Here is a 22,569-nt window from a genome sequence, read left to right as displayed (position 1 = left end):
AGATACTCTAAAATGAAAAACTTAATATATTATCTCATTGGCCTAACCACGATTACCTGCTCAACTGCTCTCAGCCAGGAAAGACAGTTGACAGGCACCGTTCGCGGAAGCAGTGGTCCCCTCAAAGATGTGACAATTACAGAGAAAAATGCAACAAATCGCCAAACACGCACGGATGAAAACGGCCGCTTTAAATTAAATATCAGCAGTGAGACGATTGTAGTCAACCACCTTGGTTATTTACGCCAGGAGGTAGACGTGCAGGGAACAAACACAATTAACATCCAATTAGTGGCGCGTGAGCAGGAAATCGATGAAGTCGTCGTGGTGGGGTATGGTAAAACTACGAAAAAAACGCTTACAGGCGCTGTAAGCTCCATTAGTGGTGATGAAATTCGGCAAAGCCCATCACCTAGCTTACAAAATACGTTGGCGGGCCGTTTAACAGGATTTACCAGTCAGCAGCGCTCAGGACAACCAGGAAACGATGGTGCCACGTTCTATGTTCGTGGAACAAGTTCTTATACCGGTAACAACCAACCGCTTATTATTGTTGATGACATCGAGTTCACTTATGCACAATTCCAAACCCTAAATGCAAATGAAGTCGAATCCATCAGTATCCTCAAAGATGCTGCAACAACCTCCATTTACGGTATCAAAGGTGCTAACGGAGTTGTCTTAGTAACAACAACACGAGGAAAGTCGGGCAAGCCTCAAATCAACTTTCAGACTGAATATGCACTGAGTCAATTAACCCGGACACCAAAATTTTTAGACGCCTACGAATCAGCCAAACTCCTGGTCGAGTCCCAGGTCAACACAAATAACTTGAATCCGAACGCAAATTTTAAACCGCAATTCTCAGAAGAAGATCTAAAATTGTTCAAAGACGGAACTTCTCCCTATACACACCCCAATAACGACTGGACGGAAATCCTATTGCGCAAATTTGCACCGCAATCGACAAATACACTGAATGTAACAGGTGGTACAGACCGCGCAAGATATTACGTATCTGTAGGGTATTTGAACCAAGGTGGACAACTAAAGGATTTCAGCGAAGACCTGAACAGTAAATTCTATTATAAACGATATAACTATCGCTCAAACATAGATTTAAAAGTGAATAATGACCTCGATGTGCGTTTTGATTTCTTCGGTAGCCTAGGTGAAACCAATCGCAACAATGCCAGTGCTAACGACAATATTTTTAGCGATCTCAGCCGTACGGCCGAGACCGCGCCTTATAACTATCCCCTATTCAATCCAGATGGTAGTCTAGGCTATAGCGTGTGGCAGAGAAATTCTGCCGGCAGAAATAACAACAATCTCATTGGTCGTTTGATGTACAACGGTTACTATCGTACCCACAATAATAATATGAATCTGGCAGCCTCCGCAAATCAGAAATTGAACTTCATTACACAGGGGCTGTCTTTCAAAGGAACAATAGCCTACCGCAACGACTACGCTTACAACCGTTCTTTACAACGTCCTACCGCCGGCGGTGGTTTCCCATCGTATATCTATGATCCGACAACAGATTCCTATTCGTTCGGGCGTCAGGATAATGTCTATCGTATCGCAACGCCAACCTTAAACTATGGCGCCGGAAGTACCAATTACGCAATCACCTTGCAGGCCATGCTGAATTACAGCCGTAGTTTTGCACACGCACACCATCTATCCGCACTGGTATTATACAACCAAAATAGTAAAAGCGCAACAGGTGCCAAAGATTATAATTTTATTCCGGAGAATTTCCGGGGCTATACAGCACGTATAGGATACGACTTCCAGAATAGATACCTATTTGAGATCAGCGGCGCTTACAATGGATCCGATCGATTTGCGAAAGAACGTCGATTTGGCTTCTTTCCTGCAGCCTCTATCGGATGGAACATCGCGGAAGAAAAATTTGTTAAACAAAAACTTCCCTTTATTGATATTTTCAAGCTGCGTGGCTCCTATGGTCTAACCGGCGTAGACAATACCGGTGGAGTATATGCCTATCTTCAAAACTACAGTATCGGCAGCGGTTCAGGATTATTTGGCGAAGCTAACAACAACAGCTATGTCACCGCGGCAGAGGGTGCCCTAGGAAATAACCAGGTAACCTGGGAGAAAGAAAAGAAAATGGATATCGGTCTTGATTTAGCTTTTTTAAATCGCAAGGTAACAGCAACCATTGACTATTTTGACAACAATCGCTTTGATATCCTCACCAGCAGAGGCGCTGTTTCAGCGGTATTCGGCCAAACGCTGCCTAACGTCAACTTAGGGAAAACCAATAATAAAGGTTGGGAAGTCGAATTAGGCTATACAGGCCAAATTCAGGACAATTGGCGATACACTGTAAAAGGCACCTATTCGTTGGCGAAAAACAAGGTGTTGTTTAGAGACGAACCAGTACCCTTATACCCTTATCAAAAACAAACCGGCCAAGCAATTGGAGCCAAGCTGAAATATAGTTGGACAGGCGAGTTTTACACAACCGAAGAAATTGCGGATCCTACTGTAGCCAAACCCGCAGGCGGCCGCCCAGGGGATTTGAAATACAAAGATTTGAATGGGGACGGGATTATAAACGCGAGTGACCAATCTTTTTTTGGCTATACAAACCTGCCTAATACAACCTATGGAATTACATTGGGTGCCGGTTACAAAAATTTTAATGTTACCGTGCTCTTTCAGGGAGCTGCCAATTTCGTCGCTAGCGCCGAAGGTGCTGTTATCCATCACAACGCCAGCAAAGCACTCCCGATACACCTGCAACATTGGACACCAGAATTAGGAAACGCGGCCAAATATCCGCAAGTATATACAAGTGGGCTGAGCCAAAGCCCAAGGGATTGGTATTCGGACTTCTGGGCTATACCAGGCGATTATATCCGACTTAAAACCGCTGAGATTAGTTATACACTAACTGCAAATGTACTTCAAAAACTTAAAATAAAACAATTACGCATCTATAGCAGCGGCTACAATCTATTCACATGGACAAAGCTAGACAAACTATACAATTTAGACCCCGAAGTGCTGGAATCATCTGCAGACCTACCATACCCCCCTACGCGTATTTTCAACTTCGGTTTAAATGTAACTTTTTAAAGCACAATCATGAAGATATTTATATTTCTAATTGCATTGACAAGCATCATATACTCTTGTCAAAACTCCAAATTCTTGGATGATAAAACTGTAGGCATTTCTGCTGAAGATGTCTTTACCGACAGCGTTCGGACACTCGGTTTTCTAAATCGAATTTATCAGGACATGGGCTATAGCTTTGATTCCTATCGTTTCTCGGCCGCTGGTGGCTCCGGCAACATGGAATTGGCTACGGATAATGCCGAGGGTAATAATAATGTCTCGGTCTGGGGAAATGCTTATGCGCAAGGTGTAATAGCCCCCAGCAATGTACTCACGGGCTTTGCTGCGAACAAAGATCTGTGGAATACCCCCTATACCAATATTCGTCGCGTAAATTTACTGTTGACAAAGCTTCCGAATGCGCCATTTACGCCCGCTACCCGAACAAGGATGGTTGCAGAAGCACGCTTCCTACGCGCCTTCTATTATTACAATATGGTTGCCGCCTTTGGCGGTATACCCCTTGTAGGTGATCGCGTATTCGAAATCAATGATCTTATTGACCTTCCACGTAACACGTTTGAAGAATCCATCAATTATATTGTACAAGAATTGGATGCCGCAGCAGCGACTCTCGCGTCCGTGGTCTACAGAGATATCGACTTTGGCCGGATTACCAATGGAGCCTGCCTGGCTTTAAAATCACGCGTACTGCTCTACGCAGCAAGCCCACTCTTCAACGGTGGACTAAGTAGCGAGGCAACGGCTGAACTTAGTGCCCTAGTAGGATACCCAAACTATGACAAAAACCGCTGGCAAAATGCCGCAACTGCTGCTGAAGCGGTAATTAGTAGTCACAAATATGCGCTCAATGTAGATAACGAGACTCGCCCCGGCAACGGTTTTTATCAAGTATTCCTCAAACGAATAAACAGTGAATATATCCTCGCCTACAATCGCACAACACAGAAAGAGCTGGAGGCCTATTACTTACCCCCCACCCGTTCAGGCAGCTCAGTGATGAAACCAACGCACAATCTAGTCGCTGCATTTCCCATGAGAGATGGTAAACCAACGCACGAAAGTACGCTCTACGATCCCAACAACCCTTATGCAAATCGGGATCCGCGATTCGACTATTCCATTATTTATAATGGATTATCCTATGTATCCAACACCGGTCCAAAGACTACAATCTATACGTATATGAGCAACGGCTCGAATCCTGCCAACCCCACAAACGATGCCTATACACCCAACAATTACTCCACGGGCTATTACAGCAGAAAAATGCTGGACGAAAATCTAGCCACCAATACGGCAGGTTCTACCGAACGCGGATGGCCCCTGATTCGCTATGCAGAAATTTTACTCAATTATGCTGAAGCGATCAACGAAGCTGGATTCCCGGAAAGAGCTTATGACAAGCTGAAAGAATTACGTGAAAGAGCAGGAATTTTTCCGGGTTCTGACCGCATGTATGGTTTGAAGGTAGGGATGAATGTCGAGCAGATGCGCATAGTCATTCAAAATGAAAGACGAATCGAACTGGCTTTTGAAGATCATCGCTTTAATGATATCCGGCGCTGGATGATCGCAGAAAATGTGCTCAAGGGCTTTAACAAAACAATAATTATCACACGCAATGGTAATACCTTTACCTACTTAGTGGGTTCAGCTTTACGACCGTTAAACTTTAGGAAAGCAATGTACCTCCTACCAATTCCATTGAGTGAAATTCAAAAAATGCCATTGATGAGACAAAATCCCGGTTATTAACAACTAGTTAGCCAATCTACAGCAGTAAAGGTGCAAATGTCATTACATGCACCTTTACTTCAATAAATCCCCGAAAGATGGACAGGGTCCCAACGCTAAAAATTAAAATTGTTCACTTTATCATAAACATATCTTATTTTTAAAGCTCATTATAAATCGAGACCAACGCTTATTTCTATGAAAAGTGATCAGATAACCATTGTTGATATTGCCAACGAACTAAATATTTCAAAATCCACCGTATCCCGCGCCCTTACCGGCCATGCCAATGTAAAGGCAGAAACGCGCCAAAAAATCTTGGAACTGGCTCAGAAATTAGATTATCAGCGCAATATGCAATCACTAAGCCTCATCACGAACAAGACCAACACGATCGGTATTGTCTTACCTGAATTCTCTACCTCTTTTTTTCCACAAGTTGTCGTTGGTGCGCAAGAAGAGGCTAGCAAACATGGCTATTCGGTACTGATATCGCAATGTAATGAAAGCTATGCGACCGAAGTTGCCAATGCTAAGGTCATGTTGGCCAATCGTGTAGATGGAGTAATGGTTTCATTGACAAAGGAAACACTGAATTATGATCACTGGAAAGTATTTATTCGCAAAAAAATTCCGATTGTGTTCTTCAATAGGGTTTGCAATGAAATTATGGTCCCCAAGGTCGTGGTCAATGATTACGATGCCGCATTCCATGCGGTGGAGCACCTCATCAGCCTGGGAAGGCGCAGAATAGCACATTTAGCAGGCCCCAGACAACTCAGTATTAGTCAAAAAAGGCTCAATGGATATTGTGATGCTTTGACCAAACATGGTATTCCGATCGAACAGGATTTAATTATTGACTCAGACCTCAGCTTAAATAAAATCAAGATGTTTGTTAAATTTCTTGTGGAACTAGAAAATCCCATAGATGGTATTTTCGCTGTGAATGATCCCACCGCAATAGAAGCTATGCAGATAATCAAAAAAATGAATAAACGTATTCCTGAAGATATTGCTGTGGTCGGATTCAGTGACAACTATGGTTCAAGCTTCGCCGAACCTAGCCTCACTACAGTTGCACAGCCTGTACGGGAAATAGGCAAGACAGCGATGGAACTCCTATTGGGATTGATCGGAAAAGATATTGAAGAATGGAAGCCAATCATCCGTACAATGGAAGCTAAGCTCATGGTACGTGATTCTACTGTACGATCCGGAGAGTGATTCCCAAAAACAGCAACGAACACGGGAGCGTTCCCAAATATAGGGAGCGTTCCCATGGAAATTTTACAGCAAAGTGTACCAGCTCCTACTCTCAGAATGGATAAATTTGGTCTTAACGAATGATAGCACTTAATTCCAGTTATATCCATGATTACTAGTAACACGCAAGAAAAAAGAAAGCTAAAACATATCCAATACGATAGCGATCTCGTCGTGACAGGTGGAGGGATGTCGGGTATCTGCACCGCCATTACTGCCGCGCGTCAAGGTTTAAACGTAATCTTGATACAAGATAGACCCGTCCTAGGCGGCAATGCCTCCAGCGAAGTTCGCCTTTGGATGTTAGGGGCCACCTCACATATGGGTAACAATAATCGCTGGTCCAGAGAAGGTGGCGTAATCGACGAAATTCTGGTTGAAAACACCTATCGAAATCCACAAGGAAACCCAATCATCTTAGATATGATCCTGATGGATAAAGTAAATCAGGAAAAAAACATTCGTCTCTTCCTAAATACAGCTGTATACCATGTCGAAAAATCTGCTGCAGACCAAATAGAGAGTGTAAGCGCTTTCTGTAGCCAGAATTCGACCCTGTACACCTTCCATTCGCCGTTATTTTGCGATGCTTCTGGAGATGGTATAGTCGGTTTTCTCGCAGGAGCTGCATTCCGTATGGGCGCTGAAAGTAGAGAGGAATTTGGTGAAGGTATGGCGCCGAGTAAGGAATATGGCGAGTTACTGGGCCATTCTTTATATTTCTATACCAAGGATACGGGGATGCCTGTTTCATTTATCCCTCCTACCTTCGCTCTTAAAGAGATCAGTCAAATCCCGCGATTTAAACAGTTTAAAGCGAACGAACATGGCTGTAAACTATGGTGGGTGGAGTATGGAGGACGTTTGGATACTGTACATGATACTGAAACCATCAAATGGGAACTATGGAAAATCATCTATGGAGTATGGAATTATATCAAAAACTCCGGAAATTTTCCCGAATCCGAAACACTTACCTTGGAATGGGTAGGAATGATACCTGGAAAACGTGAGAGTAGGCGCTTTGAAGGAGACTATATGATGATACAACAGGATCTCGTTGAACAGCGTCAGCATCCAGATGCGGTTGCATATGGCGGCTGGTCAATCGACTTGCATCCCGCCGACGGCGTCTATAGTGAACTGCCAGGCTGTAACCAATGGCATAGCAAGGGAATATTCGATATCCCCTATAGAAGCCTATATAGCAAAAATATTCGTAATCTATTTCTGACCGGACGTATAATCAGCGTAAGTCATGTGGCGTTTGGCGCCACGCGAGTTATGGCAACCTGTGCTTATGTCGGTCAAGCTGTAGGTATGGCAGCAGCGCTGTGCAAGGAACTCCAGCTGTCACCCCAGCAACTGACCTTAGACAATAATATGCATCAACTGCAACAACGTTTAATGGCAGAAGGTCAGCATATTCCGTCTTTGGCCTTACGCGAAAAGCATGATCTTGCACTCCAGGCGCAAATCAGTACTTCCAGTGAATTACCGTTTACTGGTTTTGGTGACGTCAGTCTATGGAAGCCGCTGACTATACCATCAGCGCAGCTGCTCCCCATGAAAAAAGGGAAACTTCCAGTTTTCCAACTAGCCCTGCAAGTACTTCAAGATACCGTCTTGGAGACATCGATACGGATATCGGAGAAAGCTGGAAATTTCACTCCAGACATTACGCTTGCGACACGCACGATTCCACTTACCAAGGGAACCACTTCAATCGACATTGATTTTGATACACCATTAGCTTCTGATGGATATGTCTTTCTGACTTTCCAATCTAACCCTTACATACAATTGGGCTATACAGATCAACGTGTAACAGGCGTAATGTCCGTATTTAACTCTTTTAACAAAGCAGTATCCAACAATGGAAAGCAAATACCAATTACTGGTGTTGGTGTAGACGAATTTGAATTCTGGTGCCCACAGCGCAGACCCGATGGACAAAACATAGCTGTAACTTTCAAACAGCAAATAGATACTTTTGCAAGTAATCAACTGAAAAATGGCGTGAATAGACCGGTAACGACTACAAATGCTTGGGTTGCACACCCTGAAGATAAGACACCTACCGTTGTGCTCGATTGGGATAATCCGCAGGAAATCGCTCGCATAGATCTGTGGTTTGACACGGACTTTGACCATGCCATGGAATCGGTATTAATGAGTCACCCAGAAAACATAATGCCTTTTTGTGTGCGCGCATATAACATCAAAGATTCCTCAGGTAAGATTATATATTCAACAGCTGATAACTTTAGGACATTAAACCGGATTACCTTCCCCGAACCGATACGCACTGAACGCCTTAGTATACAAATGCTACACCCGTCAGATCATGTGCCGGCATCGCTATTTGATATTCGTTGCTTCGAAAAAAATAAATGATCTTTTAAAAGAACTATAGAATGATACAGTTAGACTATATCGTGATGGGCATTTTTAGCCTATTGATTTTTGCTATTGGACTCACTTTTACACGGGTAGGAAGTAAGACTGGACAAGCTTTTTTTGAAGCAGGTGGTGAAACACCCTGGTGGATCAATGGACTGTCTCTTTTCATAAGTTATTTTTCCGCAGGCACATTTGTAGTCTGGGGATCGATTGCTTACACACACGGACTAATCGCAAATGCCATCCAATTGACGATGGCTATTAGCGGTCTGCTTGTCACCCTTTTTATCGCTTCAAGATGGAAAAAAACAGGTGTGGCAACTGCCGCAGAATATATAGGAAAACGCTTTGGTCAGAAGGAAAAGCAGTTTTATACCTATATGACTTTGCTTTTAAGCTTATTCACTACCGCCGCAGTTCTTTATCCCGTAGGAAAAATGGTTCACGTAGCGGCTGATTTGCCGGTAAATCTGTGTATTGTGATCATTGGACTCATTATCATCTTGTATACCGCTGCGGGTGGGTTATGGGCCGTTTTGGTGACGGATGTGGTACAATTCGTTATATTATCAGCTGCAGTAGTCATCGTGATTCCAATTGCATTCAGTGAAATTGGTGGCTTTCAAACCTTGGTCCGCGAGGCGCCCAAAGATTTTTTCAAACCTTTTAATGAAGAATATACCGTTGGTTTTATGCTGGCTTTTATTGTATACCAGACATTCTATCTTGGCGGGAATTGGTCCTATGTACAACGCTATACCAGTGTAGGGTCGGCAAAAGAATCAAAAAAAGTATCGGGTATTTTTAGCATCCTATACTTTATCTGTCCACTGATTTGGATGCTTCCGCCGATGATCTATCGCATTATTAATCCTAATCTGGGCGGACTCGAGGTGGAAGATGCCTATATGATGCTTATCCAAAAGGTCATGCCTGCAGGACTTATCGGCTTGGTTTTGGCAGGGATGGTATCGGCCACGTCAAGTAAAGCGAACACCACAATAAATATGGCCGCGACAGTATTTGCCCAAGATATATATAAGAACCTAATCAGGCCCGAAGCTTCTGAAAAATCGGTTATTACCGTAGCAAGATTATTTACGTTGATCTTTGGCATAGGTACCATCCTAATTGCCATGTGGATACCATCTGCGGGAGGGATCGTCAATGTTGTACTGAGCACTGCATCCATCGCCGGCGGGGCCCTCTTCGCGCCCATTATATGGAGCTTATTCTCAAAAAGACAAACCGGATTTTCGGTCATATGTGCCACGATCATTTCCTTGTTTGTCAATCTATTTTTAAAAACAATTGCACCAGGCGTATTAGGATTGAAGCTAAATTTAACGATGGAAACTACATTCGGCATGGGAATTCCAATCCTTATATTAACTACTTTTGAGTTGTACTATCTTTCAACAGGTCAAGTGGCGCAATATGTCCTAGTCCCTATGACGGTCAAAACGAACAATTGCATTACCCAAAACTTCGATATAAGAAATGCTGACACCGAGCAGCAGAATCGATTTGGAATTAGGGTTATTGCCGCTTCTATGGCAGTAGTCGGGATCGGAATTATGATTCTTGGTGCATTAACTTCGCAGTTCTCGTACATGGTCATGACTGTAGGATTGGCTGTGTTGATCATTGCTGGATTTATAGCAAATCTTACACGGAATAAAAAGTTCAATACATGAAATATATCATCGCCCTTATATGCAGCTTATTCATTTGTCAACTAAGCTTTGCAGCGTTAACCATACCACATTTTTTTGCTGATAATATGGTATTGCAGCAATCAAGTCAAGTCAAGATCTGGGGGAAGAGCACCTCAAAAAAGAAAATACAGGTGACAACTTCCTGGGATGGCAAGAGCTATAAAACAGCTAAAGATCAAGATGGAAATTGGTCGCTATGGATAGAAACTCCAAAAGCAGGTGGGCCTTATAACATACAAATACAACAAGAAGAGAAAATTACATTGCACGATGTTTTGATCGGCGAGGTTTGGATATGCTCCGGTCAGTCCAATATGGACATGCCCATGAAGGGCTACTATGGCCAACCTATTCTACATGCGGCAGAATTGCTGTTAGCGTCACCCAATGACCAGATTCGTCTCTTTCGAGTAGAAAGAGCGCATGCCGAAACTGCGGCGTTTGATTTAAACGGAAATTGGTCTGTAGCAGATGCGGCGTCGGTAGCTAATTTTAGTGCGGTGGGCTACCAATTTGCAAAGTATCTACAGCAGCACCTTAATGTGCCCATAGGCATTATTCAAACCACTTGGGGTGGCTCACCAATTGAAGCATGGATGCGGCCATCGCTTGTAGAAAGATCTCTAAGACAACAAAAATTACCCAATAGAGCGATTGGAAAACAAGTCCACCAACAGCCGGGCAATCTTTATCATGCGATGATCTGTCCACTAATCGGATTTCGAATTGCAGGTGTAATTTGGTACCAAGGCGAACAAAACCGATATAATTATTATGATTATAACATTTTACAGACCAATATGATCCGTGATTGGAGAAAGAGTTGGGATATAGGAGAATGGCCTTTTTACTATGTAGAGATCGCTCCAATGCAATATGCCGGTGGACAGGGAGTTTTATTACCACGCCTTCGCGAAATACAACTCAAAACGCAAGACAGCTTGTCCAATGCGGGAATGGCTTCTACCATAGATGGAGGTGAAATGCATAATATCCATCCAGCCAATAAAACCATTGTTGCACAACGATTGGCAAGCTGGGCATTGGGTAGCCATTATCAAAAAAATGGAATCGTTTACCAAACGCCAACGTTGGATAAAATCGTCATCCTCCATGATACAGTACTTGTTTCATTGAAGCATTGTCCCTTAGGTATCACAAGCTATGGAAAATCATTAACCCAATTTGAACTCGCTGGCGCCGATCAAATCTTTCATCCGGCAATAGCCATACTGCAAAATAACCGTATTGCCGTAACTTCAACTGCCGTGAAAGCACCCGTCGCCGTGCGCTACGCTTTTCATGACTGGTGTTTCGGAGAACTTTATCGTACGGAAGGTATTCCTGTAGCGTCTTTTCGCTCGGATGATTGGCCGTAGACAACGCTACGACCAATTTTTCCTACCTACCTATTACCTACAATTATTTATTTTCCTGTAGCGCTACTTTTTTCTGCGAGTTTCAATAACTCATGACCAGCCAAAAGAAATGCGCCCACGCCGTAAATTTCCGTATCATCGTAGTTTACTTCGCCTGGAGCCTCACCTACTTGCTGTACATAGCCCAGTTTTCCATCGGGATGAACCGCATTAACAAGTGCATTCCATCCTTTCCATACGACAGTTTCATAATCTTTTGAAGGAATGACTTTATTGTTTATCCCCCACGCTATTGCATACGTAAATAGTGCTGTACCGCTGGTTTCTTTAGCTGGATAGCGTTCAGGATCCAAAAGGCTCGTCCGCCAATAACCGTCATGCTGTTGCAAAGAAGCAATGCGCTTTACCATGCTACGATAGAGATCTTCCCATCTCGCGCGGCTTTTGTAATCTTTTGGCATATCATTCAAGACACGAACCAGCCCAGCCAAAACCCAGCCATTTCCCCTAGACCAGAAGACGTCCTGACCATTGCTTTCCTTTTTATCAAAATAACTTTGATCTCTATAGAACAAACGCTCTTTGGGATTGTAAAGATAATTTGTCGTCTTCCACCATAAAGTGTCTACCAAATCAAGGTACTGTAGATTGCCCGTCACTTTATAAATTGACGAAAGTGCCGGTGGTCCCATAAATAAGGCATCGCACCAAGCCCATTCTCGCAGTGCAATATTATTTTTCCAAGCCAATGATTCACTATGTGGACGACTTACCAATGTATCAGCCAACCTGACGAAATCTGCTATGTAATCGATATTTTTATCGCGAGTATACTTCCAGGTATACAACTGCCCAACACAATAATTGTCCGCATAATACCGATAGTTGTCCGCATACATTTTCCAAGCAAACTGCTCGCCTACCGACTCGAGATACTTGGCATAACGCGCACCGCCTGACTGCTTTGTCATCTCTATCAGGCCCGTAAATAAAGTTGCTGAAGTCCATTCACGGCCAGCATGACGGAGCCCATTATGTTCGATACTGTCCAACTGCCATGAGGCGACCCGATCCAAATACCGCCTAACAACAAACACTTTTTCTTCTTTTCGCACATCCATAGCGCGTGTGGGAACCTGAGATGCTGATAGCCCCGGATAAAGCCCTAAGATACCCAACGCAATAAAACGCCTTATTTTCATTAAATTATATTTTTTTAAAGATTGACCAACAGCAACATTCTATATAATCACCGACAGTAAAACGGATACTTTAGTTTCATACTTTATGGTGATTTCAGATCATGTGCAGGAATGTTTGAAATGTCCAAGCAAAATGACATAGATACGTTAGTTATCCTAAATTAGATAAAGGCTTTCAGGATTTTAGGCATAGGTTATGATTAAATTTTATGAAACCGTTCCCAANNTTGGGAACGGTTTCATAAAATTGTTTTTATACTTAGGCCTCATCTTTGGTATTCTTTACAAGGCCTATACCAGCGAAAAAGAAGATTAATCCCAATACACCAATTACGCCTAAAGTAGTATAGGCAGCACTTTTATTGATAAGTTCATATCCGGTATAAATTAAACCGACAATACCAAGAACAGTTAATACTGTCCCAAAAAAACGTTTTACGTTCATAATGATTAATTTAAAATTATAGATTACTGAAAATGAAACCGTTATTTGGAAAGTTTATCTACTATACTTTTTAGATTGATACCTTTTCCCAATACCGGTTTAAAAATATCTCCTTCACTTCGCATCCTCTCAATGGCGTTTAAAATATGAAAATCACTTATTTTTAAACCTTTTTCCACTTCCTCCCAGTGTAATGGCATCGACACAGTGGCTCCGGGTTTAGGACGAACGGAATAGGCTGCCGCAATTGTTGCGTGAGGCCTATTCTGCAGAAAATCAAGATACATTTTGCCCTTGCGATCTTTTATGGATCGCTCCAAGCTCGTGAATTTAGGAAGCTCATGATGAACCAGGGTAACGATAACCCGGGCGAACTCTTTGGATTGATCGTAAGTATATTTCCCGCCAAGCGGGATATAGATGTGAAGCCCCGTAGAACCGCTGGTTTTACAATAGCTCGATACCCCCATATCATCCAATATGTGCTTTGTGACCTGTGCAGCCTCAATAACCTGATCAAAAGAATTTTTATCCGGATCAAGGTCTATAATACAGAACGATGGATTGTCAGGCTTCTTCACAGTACTACTCCAGGGATTCATTTCTATACAGCCAAGATTCGCCATATAAAGTAGTGTAGCGTCATCCTTCCCAACAAGATAATGACGGTCTTTTTCATCAGCTTCACTGTGGTAAAGATAAGTTTCCGCCCAGTCTGGCGCCATATCGGTCACGTTCTTAAAGTAGAAACCATCTTCTTCAATTCCGTTGGGAAATCGATTCATACTTTGCGGCCGATCCTTTAAATAAGGTAATATAAATGGAGCTGCCTGATAGTAGTAATTGATGAGGTCTCTTTTTGTTATTCCCTCTTTCGGCCAAAAAACCTTATCCAGATTGGTAAACTTCAATTCATGTTTGTTTACCTTTCTGACCTGGGTTTTATCCGAGGGATTTAAGAGGCTCTTCCGCTGCCCCTTCACTCTTGACGAAACTATTTTATCTTCCATATGATCGACCATTTTTTCAGTAGGAGCCTCATCTTCAAGAATAACATTTTTAGCACGTTTGTCTTCTCGCATTCCGTTAAACGAGGGATGACGCATAATACCATCGCTGGTTAACTCCGTAAAACTCACCTCGCATACAAGTTCCGGTTTAAGCCATGTCACAGTAGCATGTGGCGGATTTGGTCTAAACCTCGAAGGCTTATTAACGTCGGGTTCTTCAGAGAAAGCCGCTTTAGAAACAATCAGCGGCTTAAATAGTTCCATCATCTCCTTTTGAAGTTTTACATTGAAACCAGTACCCACTTTTCCGGTATAAATCAATTTTTTACCTTCATAAATACCGACTAATAAACTACTGAACAATTTACTGGAATCATCATTCAAAGTGAAACCACCGATGACGACTTCCTGCCTTTTGTTCGCTTTAATTTTCAACCAGTCTTTGGAACGGTTGTGAACATGATATAAACTATCCTTCCGCTTTGCCATAATCCCTTCAAGCCCCAATTTCTTGGCCTCTTCCAGAAAATGAATTCCGGAAGTTTCAAAGTGTTCGCTCACTAGAATGCTGTTGCTCTCAGGAAGAACTTCTTTCAAAATTGATTTACGCTCAAGCAATGGCATGTCCTTCAAATCGTGGCCCTGATACCATAAGATATCAAAAACGTAATAAACGAGGTCACCATCCGCTTCGCTGCGCCAGTTTTGTAGCGCTCCAAAACTAGCTGTGCCATTTTTATCTAAAACGACCACTTCTCCATCCAAGATGGCGTCTAATTTAAGAGTCTTCAATTGCTCATAGATCGGATAGAATTTTTCATTAAAGCTTTTGTCATTACGGGATTTTAGTTCAACTTCACCCTTATTTATAAAAGCAACTGCCCTGTAGCCATCCCATTTAACTTCATATACCCATCCTTCATCATCGAACGGCTTATCCACAAGTGTAGCGAGCATAGGCTCTATATGAGAATAGAACTTCTTTGCGGGCGCATTTTTTACTAAGGTCTGAAGATTCCTCTTGCTTTTAGCGCTATGCTTTGGAACAGCTTCCAACTGATCGTTGATTAGTTTGGATGCCTTGTCTTTAGTCGAACGATTGTCTTTTACTGTGCTGTTTTTCTTAATGATATTTTCACCATATACTTTATCAGGAGACCTTTCCATTTGCTGAATAGTTTTACCCGATATCACCGATTTATCGTTTTCAGTAATATCCTTATCGCTAGCATATTGATCCTCCAGCTTCATTAAAAGCCAACCATTATCTCCCCTCCCATGAGCCTTAACAAGAGCAAACTCGCCGTTAAGCTTTTTACCGTTAAGCTTAAATTTAAGCTTGCCAGAATGAAGTTGATGTAAGAAATCTTTTTCTTGTTTGGAGATATCCTTGACGCTCCCATCAGCCGGTTCATAGTATCCCTCATCCCAAACGATAACCGTGCCTCCGCCATATTGTCCTTTAGGGATTGTACCTTCAAAACTTCGATAATCATAGGGATGATCCTCCACCATCACAGCGAGGCGTTTGACACTTGGATCCATTGATGGGCCCTTAGGAACTGCCCAACTTTTCAGAACACCGCCCATTTCAAGACGAAAGTCGTAATGTAGATGTGAAGCATCATGTTTTTGGATTACAAACCGAAGTTCCTTTCCGTTTGGCTTTCCTCCAAATGGTTCTGGGGTGTTCTCCTCGGAACGCTTTTCGCGATATTTAGACAGTCCCATAACTACTGTATTTAAGTATATTGAAAATAACGTTTATTTTCCGTGCCGTTTCTTCAAATAATCTTCAAGAACTTTTCTTTCATTCGATCCGGTCGCCCGTATCGCGCCAACAACAGCTTGACTGCTCACCCCCATCTTATTCTTAAAATATTGAATTTCGTATTGTTCTGATCCGCTTACTTTGCTTCTGTCGGATTTCCCTTTTTTAGATTTATTATCTGCCATGGTATTTTGTTTTAGTGTCTTTTCTTTTGGCGATTGAAAAATCCTAGATTTCAATTCGCGATACGTTCAATTTTGATATAACACAAACGTCGAAGTGAAAAGGTTTTTAAAGAATTGCGCTTAAGGAAAGCATACATGAAAGTATTGCTCGCTATTGCTGGCCTAATTGTATTTTCCGTACGACTAAAGCTAACTTGGAATGTTATATTAAATTTTAACAGAAGCAGCATTTAATTTGTAACTTGCTGTTGAAAAGATACTACGTTCTTTTATACACTACGTTTGCTAATAAAAAACGTGTATGTTGGATATTGCTTTTGCAACATGTTGTTTTGTATGGATTATCAGTATGAATTTACCTAAATATGCACTGGAATATACATCTTTAGCCCCGCCTCCAGCACTTGCTGCGGTAATCGAAAGTATTTGGATGTTGAAAAATCATTCGGATAAGATAGATGAAGGCATTATCATACCTGACGGAAAAATAGATTTATTTCTCTTGATGGAAGAAAACAATAATTTCCAGATCTTCATTTCCGGAGTCTGTGATAAACCCATTTTAAAACCGCCCTATCCGAAATCGACGATGTTTGCCATAAGTTTTTATCCGTTGGCCGCTGAGTATATTTTTAAGCAGTCTTTCGAAAAATTAAGAAACCAAAGGCTAGTACTGGCAAATGATTATTTGGGATTTGGCAAAAATGATCTTGCAGATTTTGGAAACTTTTACACCAAAGCCTGTAACATATTCGAAAAGCAACTCGAAAACAAGATAGATGTGAGGAAAAAAAAACTATTCGAACATATCTACCTATCAAAAGGCCAAATGACGGTGGAAGAACTGTCTAATAAGATTATTTGGAGCAACAGGCAGATGAACCGCTATTTCAACCACTGGTTTGGGATTCCATTAAAATCTTACATCAATATTATTCGTTTTTCAAACTCCCTAAAACAATTAAAAGTCGGCATATTTTATCCGGAACTCAATTATGTAGATCAATCCCATTTCATTAGACAGATAAAGAAATTCTCAGGGGTAAGACCAACTATACTACATAAAAATGAAAACGACCGATTTATCCAATTGAGTGTATTAAACGATCGCTAATTTTGTCTGTAAATCAACAAAAAAATGAGTATTAATCATATCAATCTTGTCGTAAAGAATGTCGATAAAGCCGTTAATTTATTAACAGATATTTTCAAATTCAATTTAATGGTCAACCGCAATAGTAAAATGGCGGTACTGAAGGATAACAATAATTTTGTACTTGTAATTTGGGGACAAGAATTGAACAAAGAGAAAGATGTACCACAATATCCTAAGAATTTCCATATTGGGTTTTATCAAGACAACGAAATTGCAGTCCAAAACATTTTCGAACTTTTAAAAAACAACGACGAATTAAAAATTGATGCAGCGCCAAAAAAAATCAGAAATACATTCGGATTTTATTGCTACTTTGAGAATCTAATGATTGAAATTAGCGTAAATCCTTTCAATTATGAACAGGCTGGCCATGAAGATGTATAATGACCGCTAAATTCTGATCCGTTGAACATATTTATTAATAAGATTTCGGCCGGGTTTATTAAAAATAAACTTCCTCATTGGAAGTAATTCACATCGGGATATATTTATATGCTGCATATAAAAAGTTTTGGCCGCAAAGAATCTCATTCTCTGCGGCCAAACTAGCAGCTAGCATAAAGCTAAATTAAGGAAGAAGAACTTGATCAATTACATGGACGACACCATTTGTTGCCAGCATGTTTACGCCAGTTATTGTGGCCTCACTGGTATTACTTTTACCTTTCAGCATTGCCTTTCCAGACAATTTCACCGTGATTTTTTCACCGTTTAGGGTACTTAGCATCTGTCCATCTGAAAGATCAGAAGAGAACGCCCTAGCTGAAAGAACATGATAGGTTAGAATCTTTGTCAGTACTGCGGGATCAGCTTGATTAATTGAAGCTATTGTGTTGAAACCCGCGTTGATAAAAGCTTGATTTGTAGGTGCGAAAACTGTATATGGTCCTGATCCGCTCAACAATTGAGCAACATTTGTCGTTCCTTGACTTGCTCTCAACACTGCAGCAACTAAGAAGGATAAATCACTATTAGCTGTCGCAAGTTCCACTATATTTTTTGTTGCGGGCATAAGTACATGAGAAATACCATGAATTACACCATTCGTAGCCATCATATCTGGCGCTGTTACTGCCCAGCCATTTACAAATACACCCTTACTATTTTTAGTAACGTAAACATTGCTTCCGTTTGCTGTCTTCACTTCTGCATTTGGACCAGCGGGTACGCTAGAAGCAACTACTTTAGCGGATAATGTATGATACAACAAAACGGATTTCAAGCTTTCCGCAGACATACTACTAATATCTGCCGAAGTCATCCCTGAGCTTTCGAAAGCAGCATTATTTGGAGCAAATACTGTAAATGGTCCCGTCGAAGAAAGCGTTTCACCCAGACCAGCCTTTGTCACGGCAGAGGCTAATATGGAATAATCCTTGTTCATGGATACCATCGCAGAGATTGTTCCTGTTGTTTCCATCTGCTTGTCATCATCTTTACTACATGATAGTGTAATCATCGAGAATACCATTAAGGCTGATGCCATACTCGATAGTCGTTTGATGTTCTTGTTGAATTTCATAATTATAATTTTTAATCTTTTGATTTACAAACAACCAAGAGAACAAAATAGTTTAATAATAAACCAAATTAATTGACATTTATCATAAAAAATCATTTTTAAGGCTTTAATATGATATTATTAGTATCAAAATAAACTAAAAAAAGCTTTTGTATGCGATATAGATTTTTAAACAAAACAGCATTGCCCTCAGCATTGTTATGCTTTAAGATCATGCAAATGTGTTATTTTTTCCACAGCGTGTTTCGGCTGTTTTGGAGAATAAACGAACGATAAGCTGGCAAAAACATTTGATATCATAAGAGTGCGATAAATTATACACCATAAACAATACATATATTATGTCATTATTTTCAAAAGATTTGAGCAAAGAGCCAGTATTTGACGGCGTGGGCTATGAGCCTTCTTTTTTTTCGAGAAAAGCAATGGTTACTACAAAAACCGACTATAGTAAGAAGAAATATGACGAGGGCAACAAAGATACGAGAAAAAAAATTCTTGTACTTTGTACGGAGGAACGCTATATGACCATGAAAAATGGCAAGAAATTTTCTACTGGCAATCATCCCGTTGAAACACTCGTTCCTATTCTTCATTTTGACCAAGCCGGATTTGACGTGGATTTCTATACGCCAACTGGTGGCACCGTGAAGTTTGAGATGTGGGCAATGCCTTATGAAGACGAGCATATTGGCAAAATTCTCGAAAAATACAATACACAGTTTTCAAACCCACACAGTCTCCAGGATTTTGTAGCGGACACCGCTAAATCGTATGTCGACTATGTGGCTGTCTTCATCCCGGGAGGACATGGCGCAATGCTCGGCCTTCCCGAAAATAACGATGTAAAAGAGCTGATTAAATGGGTAATAGCCGAAGATAAATTTATGCTGACAATATGCCATGGGCCCGCAGCCCTCTTATCTGCTGCACAAGGTGTTGATGAGGGTGATTTTCCATATAAAGGATATAAAATCAATTCATTTCCTGACGAAATGGATCTCATTCTGCCACAAAGTGGATACCAGCCCGGCGAAATGCCTTGGCTATATGGCGAGAAACTGAAAAAGCTGGGGATTGAAATTTTAAATAAAAAAATTAGCGGCGATTGCCACATTGACCGGAAGCTGATTACCGCCGACAGTCCGCTAGCAGCGGATAAATTCGGTAAAATATGTGTGGAAGAATTGCTTGCTGATGAAAAGTCTAAGGTAGAAAATTAATCAAACAATTTCATGCCTCGACCGACGACAGATCGGCCGAGGCTCACGCTAATGCGTCTTAGTTATCATTTAACTGCTATAATAATAGTTGTTTACGATATCGAATACAATAGGAAAACAGGTTTAGCAGCACAATAATTGCTACTACCATCGCCGCTGTATATAAGACGCTATTCATCCCCTTATTAGCCACTGCAATTGCAATTAAAGCCCAGGCAGCTACGAGTCCAAATGCGGGCATACGGCATTGCCAAATCATCAGCAAATGAATTACTAGCGCAACTACAAACATGATAAGTGTCCATGTTGTTGCAGATATTCCGAATCCATCCCAACCTATCTTGGTAAGATATGCCGCAACGTCGGCAATCAAAGCGACAGAAATCCACCCAGCATAAAGATGAAAAGGCAACTTTAAAAAGGCAAGCTTTTTAAGGTTTGATTCAAAAGCAATAGTCCGAGTATTCTGAATGATCTGTAACAACGATACAAAGAGCAGGAGCATCAAAAAAATGGTCACAAAAGTGTAGTCGTACAACCAGGTAATAACCCATAGACAATTTGCCAAACAAGAGACCGAAAACCACCACCCCACTTTTGAGATCACTTCTTCCTTTTCTCTGGTCTGTTTTAAAAGTGGGCCAAAATAGACCACAAATCCAAACAAGCCCAGATATATCAAGCCCCAAATGGAGAAAGCATACCCGGCCGGTGTAAAAAGATTTTGATACTTGGCCGATATCGTTGCCATCGTTTCCCCGTTGAAAATACCAGTATTGGATAAATAATTGATAACTACAGTAACGACTAAAACAATTCCATTGACTATTTGGTAGATTTTTTTCATTGTATACGTTATAAAATATTTTAATAAAGGCCGATTTATTAGTTTATGCCCGATCGATAAGCGATTAAAGAGTAGCTATCATACCTTTTTATTACGATTAAATAGCTCTTCTAAAATCTCATAGCGATAATCAAAAATTTGATCTAATTTCTTTTTAACAAATATACTGTGCGCAATCGTGCCTAATATTCCGAAGGGCAATTCATAAACAACAGTATCTTTCATCAACACGCCTTTTTCATTTGGAATAAATTCATGAAAATGATTCCAAAATCGATAAGGTCCTTTTAACTGAAAATCGGTAAAACTCTTATTCTTTTCCACCTGTGTTATTTTGGTCTTCCACTTCAACGGAATTCGAAAAATTGGAGATACTAAATAATCGATGACCATCCCCTTTACGATTTCTTCTCCATTAAATTCTGAAACAACCACAAAGCCCATGTCCTTTGGCGTTATTTGAGCAAGATTTTGTGGAGACGAAAAAAAACTCCAAGCGCGCGCTATATCGCAAGCTAATTGTTGTTCCCTATATAATGTATACTTCATTTGAATATGAATTGCAAAAACCAATTTGATGCCCATCGCTAGCATGCTATTAAAATAACAATGCGAGGATTATTTAGTTTAAAAACATACTAAAGATACAAAAAAAATAAAAAAAACAGTATTAAAATAGCAAACAAAGAATAAAATTAAACTATATGTAACTATAATAACACTATGGGATGTAGAGTTTCGATCGACTAAAAAGACTCGACGTCCTGAAAAAGTGCTTCAAGCGTATCGATCAGCTTGGCAACATGCAGACCATCACATACCGCATGATGTACCTGTATAGCCAATGGCATAAGGGTCTTATCTCCTTCAACCTTATATTTTCCAATCGTAAATGTCGGTGAAAAATAATTGCTAAAATCTGCAACATTAAGATTGAAACTATCAAAATGAATCCAGGGAAGAGCTGAAATATTAAAATGGTTTTTTGGCGGTTTTTCTGGGAAAAAGAGCTTGTTATCACTGTATTTTTCAGCAACATGCTCGTATTCTTGCAGAAAAGAGGTAAAATTTTCCTGATATCCTATTGACAATGCAGAAAAAGTTTCGGCTTCTTTATGCAGTATTGTGTAAATAGGGTCAACCCTGTCCCAACAAATTAATTCGCTACCTCTCATTGCCATTTTGAATTCAGCATGTTGGTTCACAGCCCTCGAAAGGAGGTAAATCATGACAGGATAGAACTTATAACCGCGCATTTTTACAAATTGGACCACCGCCGATATATCGAGCTTAACTGTAAGGCTAAAACCACATTTTACATCCCCACGGTAAATCTCGAAGTGCTCCCTTCGCTTCCAATTTGCTGTATCAATTGTTTGATATTTTGTATCCATTTTTATCAATTATCTAGCTAGTATTTATTTCCTCGTCGCTATAATGACTTAGACAGTCAATTTATCCGACAAAGAACGCCTTTAAAAATATTCTATTTTTTTGGTTGCAACTAATTACGACAAGTTTCCAAAAGATGAAAATTTCATTTTGATACGATTGACTTCAATTTCCTATATTGGAAGATGAATTCAAA

At 40.8% G+C, this 22,569-nt stretch carries 17 protein-coding genes; 9 read left to right on the top strand and 8 right to left on the bottom strand.

Annotated elements, in window-relative coordinates:
* Positions 1-12: 12 nt before the first annotated feature.
* The 6 genes from B2W36_RS18375 to B2W36_RS18350 all read left to right on the top strand — a co-directional run bounded on the left by B2W36_RS18375 (position 13) and on the right by B2W36_RS18350 (position 11,620).
* Positions 13-3,114, top strand: coding sequence for a SusC/RagA family TonB-linked outer membrane protein (locus B2W36_RS18375; RefSeq protein ID WP_293889114.1), 3,102 nt, complete (start codon positions 13-15; stop codon positions 3,112-3,114).
* Between the two features lie 9 nt (positions 3,115-3,123).
* Entirely contained in the window at positions 3,124-4,875 is a 1,752-nt protein-coding gene (locus tag B2W36_RS18370; RefSeq protein ID WP_293889112.1) for a RagB/SusD family nutrient uptake outer membrane protein, read from the top strand.
* A 177-nt stretch (positions 4,876-5,052) separates the two neighbouring features.
* Entirely contained in the window at positions 5,053-6,081 is a 1,029-nt protein-coding gene (locus tag B2W36_RS18365; RefSeq protein ID WP_293889110.1) for a LacI family DNA-binding transcriptional regulator, read from the top strand.
* 147 nt (positions 6,082-6,228) lie between these two features.
* The gene (locus tag B2W36_RS18360; protein ID WP_293879113.1) at positions 6,229-8,517 is read left to right on the top strand and encodes an FAD-dependent oxidoreductase; all 2,289 of its coding nucleotides are present in this window, start codon (positions 6,229-6,231) and stop codon (positions 8,515-8,517) included.
* A 20-nt stretch (positions 8,518-8,537) separates the two neighbouring features.
* Entirely contained in the window at positions 8,538-10,220 is a 1,683-nt protein-coding gene (locus tag B2W36_RS18355) for a sodium:solute symporter family protein (protein ID WP_293889109.1), read from the top strand.
* Positions 10,217-11,620 carry a sialate O-acetylesterase gene (locus B2W36_RS18350; RefSeq protein ID WP_293889108.1) on the top strand — a complete coding sequence of 468 codons (1,404 nt, stop codon included), beginning with the start codon at positions 10,217-10,219 and terminating at the stop codon, positions 11,618-11,620. The genes B2W36_RS18355 and B2W36_RS18350 overlap by 4 nt, the downstream gene beginning before the upstream one ends.
* 47 nt (positions 11,621-11,667) lie before the next feature.
* Here B2W36_RS18350 and B2W36_RS18345 read toward each other — a convergent pair whose 3' ends face one another.
* From B2W36_RS18345 to B2W36_RS18330, 4 genes are all read right to left on the bottom strand, one after another.
* A complete protein-coding gene (locus B2W36_RS18345) occupies positions 11,668-12,822 on the bottom strand; it encodes a glycoside hydrolase family 88/105 protein (RefSeq protein WP_293879119.1) in 1,155 nt (384 codons plus the stop codon).
* Between the two features lie 259 nt (positions 12,823-13,081).
* The gene (locus B2W36_RS18340; protein WP_209574231.1) at positions 13,082-13,267 is read right to left on the bottom strand and encodes a hypothetical protein; all 186 of its coding nucleotides are present in this window, start codon (positions 13,265-13,267) and stop codon (positions 13,082-13,084) included.
* Between the two features lie 41 nt (positions 13,268-13,308).
* Entirely contained in the window at positions 13,309-16,008 is a 2,700-nt protein-coding gene (gene ligD / locus B2W36_RS18335; protein WP_293889107.1) for a DNA ligase D, read from the bottom strand.
* Positions 16,009-16,041: 33 nt separating this feature from the next.
* Complete coding sequence (locus B2W36_RS18330) at positions 16,042-16,233, bottom strand: DUF3606 domain-containing protein (RefSeq protein ID WP_293879124.1); 192 nt, start codon at positions 16,231-16,233, stop codon at positions 16,042-16,044.
* A 349-nt stretch (positions 16,234-16,582) separates the two neighbouring features.
* On the opposite strand from B2W36_RS18330, the gene B2W36_RS18325 reads away from it, so the two are divergent.
* Together B2W36_RS18325 and B2W36_RS18320 are read left to right on the top strand one after the other, a co-directional pair.
* The gene (locus tag B2W36_RS18325) at positions 16,583-17,347 is read left to right on the top strand and encodes a DUF6597 domain-containing transcriptional factor (RefSeq protein WP_293879126.1); all 765 of its coding nucleotides are present in this window, start codon (positions 16,583-16,585) and stop codon (positions 17,345-17,347) included.
* A 24-nt stretch (positions 17,348-17,371) separates the two neighbouring features.
* Positions 17,372-17,773, top strand: a complete 402-nt coding sequence (locus B2W36_RS18320) for a VOC family protein (protein WP_293879128.1) — start codon at positions 17,372-17,374, stop codon at positions 17,771-17,773.
* A gap of 184 nt (positions 17,774-17,957) precedes the next feature.
* Here B2W36_RS18320 and B2W36_RS18315 read toward each other — a convergent pair whose 3' ends face one another.
* Positions 17,958-18,911 carry a fasciclin domain-containing protein gene (locus tag B2W36_RS18315; protein ID WP_293879130.1) on the bottom strand — a complete coding sequence of 318 codons (954 nt, stop codon included), beginning with the start codon at positions 18,909-18,911 and terminating at the stop codon, positions 17,958-17,960.
* A 341-nt stretch (positions 18,912-19,252) separates the two neighbouring features.
* On the opposite strand from B2W36_RS18315, the gene B2W36_RS18310 reads away from it, so the two are divergent.
* Positions 19,253-20,134, top strand: a complete 882-nt coding sequence (locus B2W36_RS18310; protein WP_209574252.1) for a DJ-1/PfpI family protein — start codon at positions 19,253-19,255, stop codon at positions 20,132-20,134.
* 76 nt (positions 20,135-20,210) lie between these two features.
* On the opposite strand, the gene B2W36_RS18305 is transcribed toward B2W36_RS18310, so the two are convergent.
* The 3 genes from B2W36_RS18305 to catA all read right to left on the bottom strand — a co-directional run bounded on the left by B2W36_RS18305 (position 20,211) and on the right by catA (position 22,375).
* A complete protein-coding gene (locus B2W36_RS18305) occupies positions 20,211-20,981 on the bottom strand; it encodes a hypothetical protein (protein WP_293889106.1) in 771 nt (256 codons plus the stop codon).
* Between the two features lie 78 nt (positions 20,982-21,059).
* On the bottom strand, positions 21,060-21,530 hold the full coding sequence (locus tag B2W36_RS18300) for an SRPBCC family protein (RefSeq protein WP_293889105.1): 471 nt from the start codon (positions 21,528-21,530) through the stop codon (positions 21,060-21,062).
* 197 nt (positions 21,531-21,727) lie between these two features.
* Positions 21,728-22,375, bottom strand: a complete 648-nt coding sequence (gene catA, locus B2W36_RS18295; RefSeq protein WP_293879137.1) for a type A chloramphenicol O-acetyltransferase — start codon at positions 22,373-22,375, stop codon at positions 21,728-21,730.
* Positions 22,376-22,569 lie beyond the last annotated feature (194 nt).

The sequence above is a fragment of the Sphingobacterium sp. UBA3549 genome (genome assembly GCF_002376635.1).
Classification (GTDB): Bacteria; Bacteroidota; Bacteroidia; order Sphingobacteriales; family Sphingobacteriaceae; genus Sphingobacterium.
The sequence above is the reverse complement of the archived record's forward strand: the minus strand, read 5'-3'. Positions and strand labels throughout refer to the sequence as shown.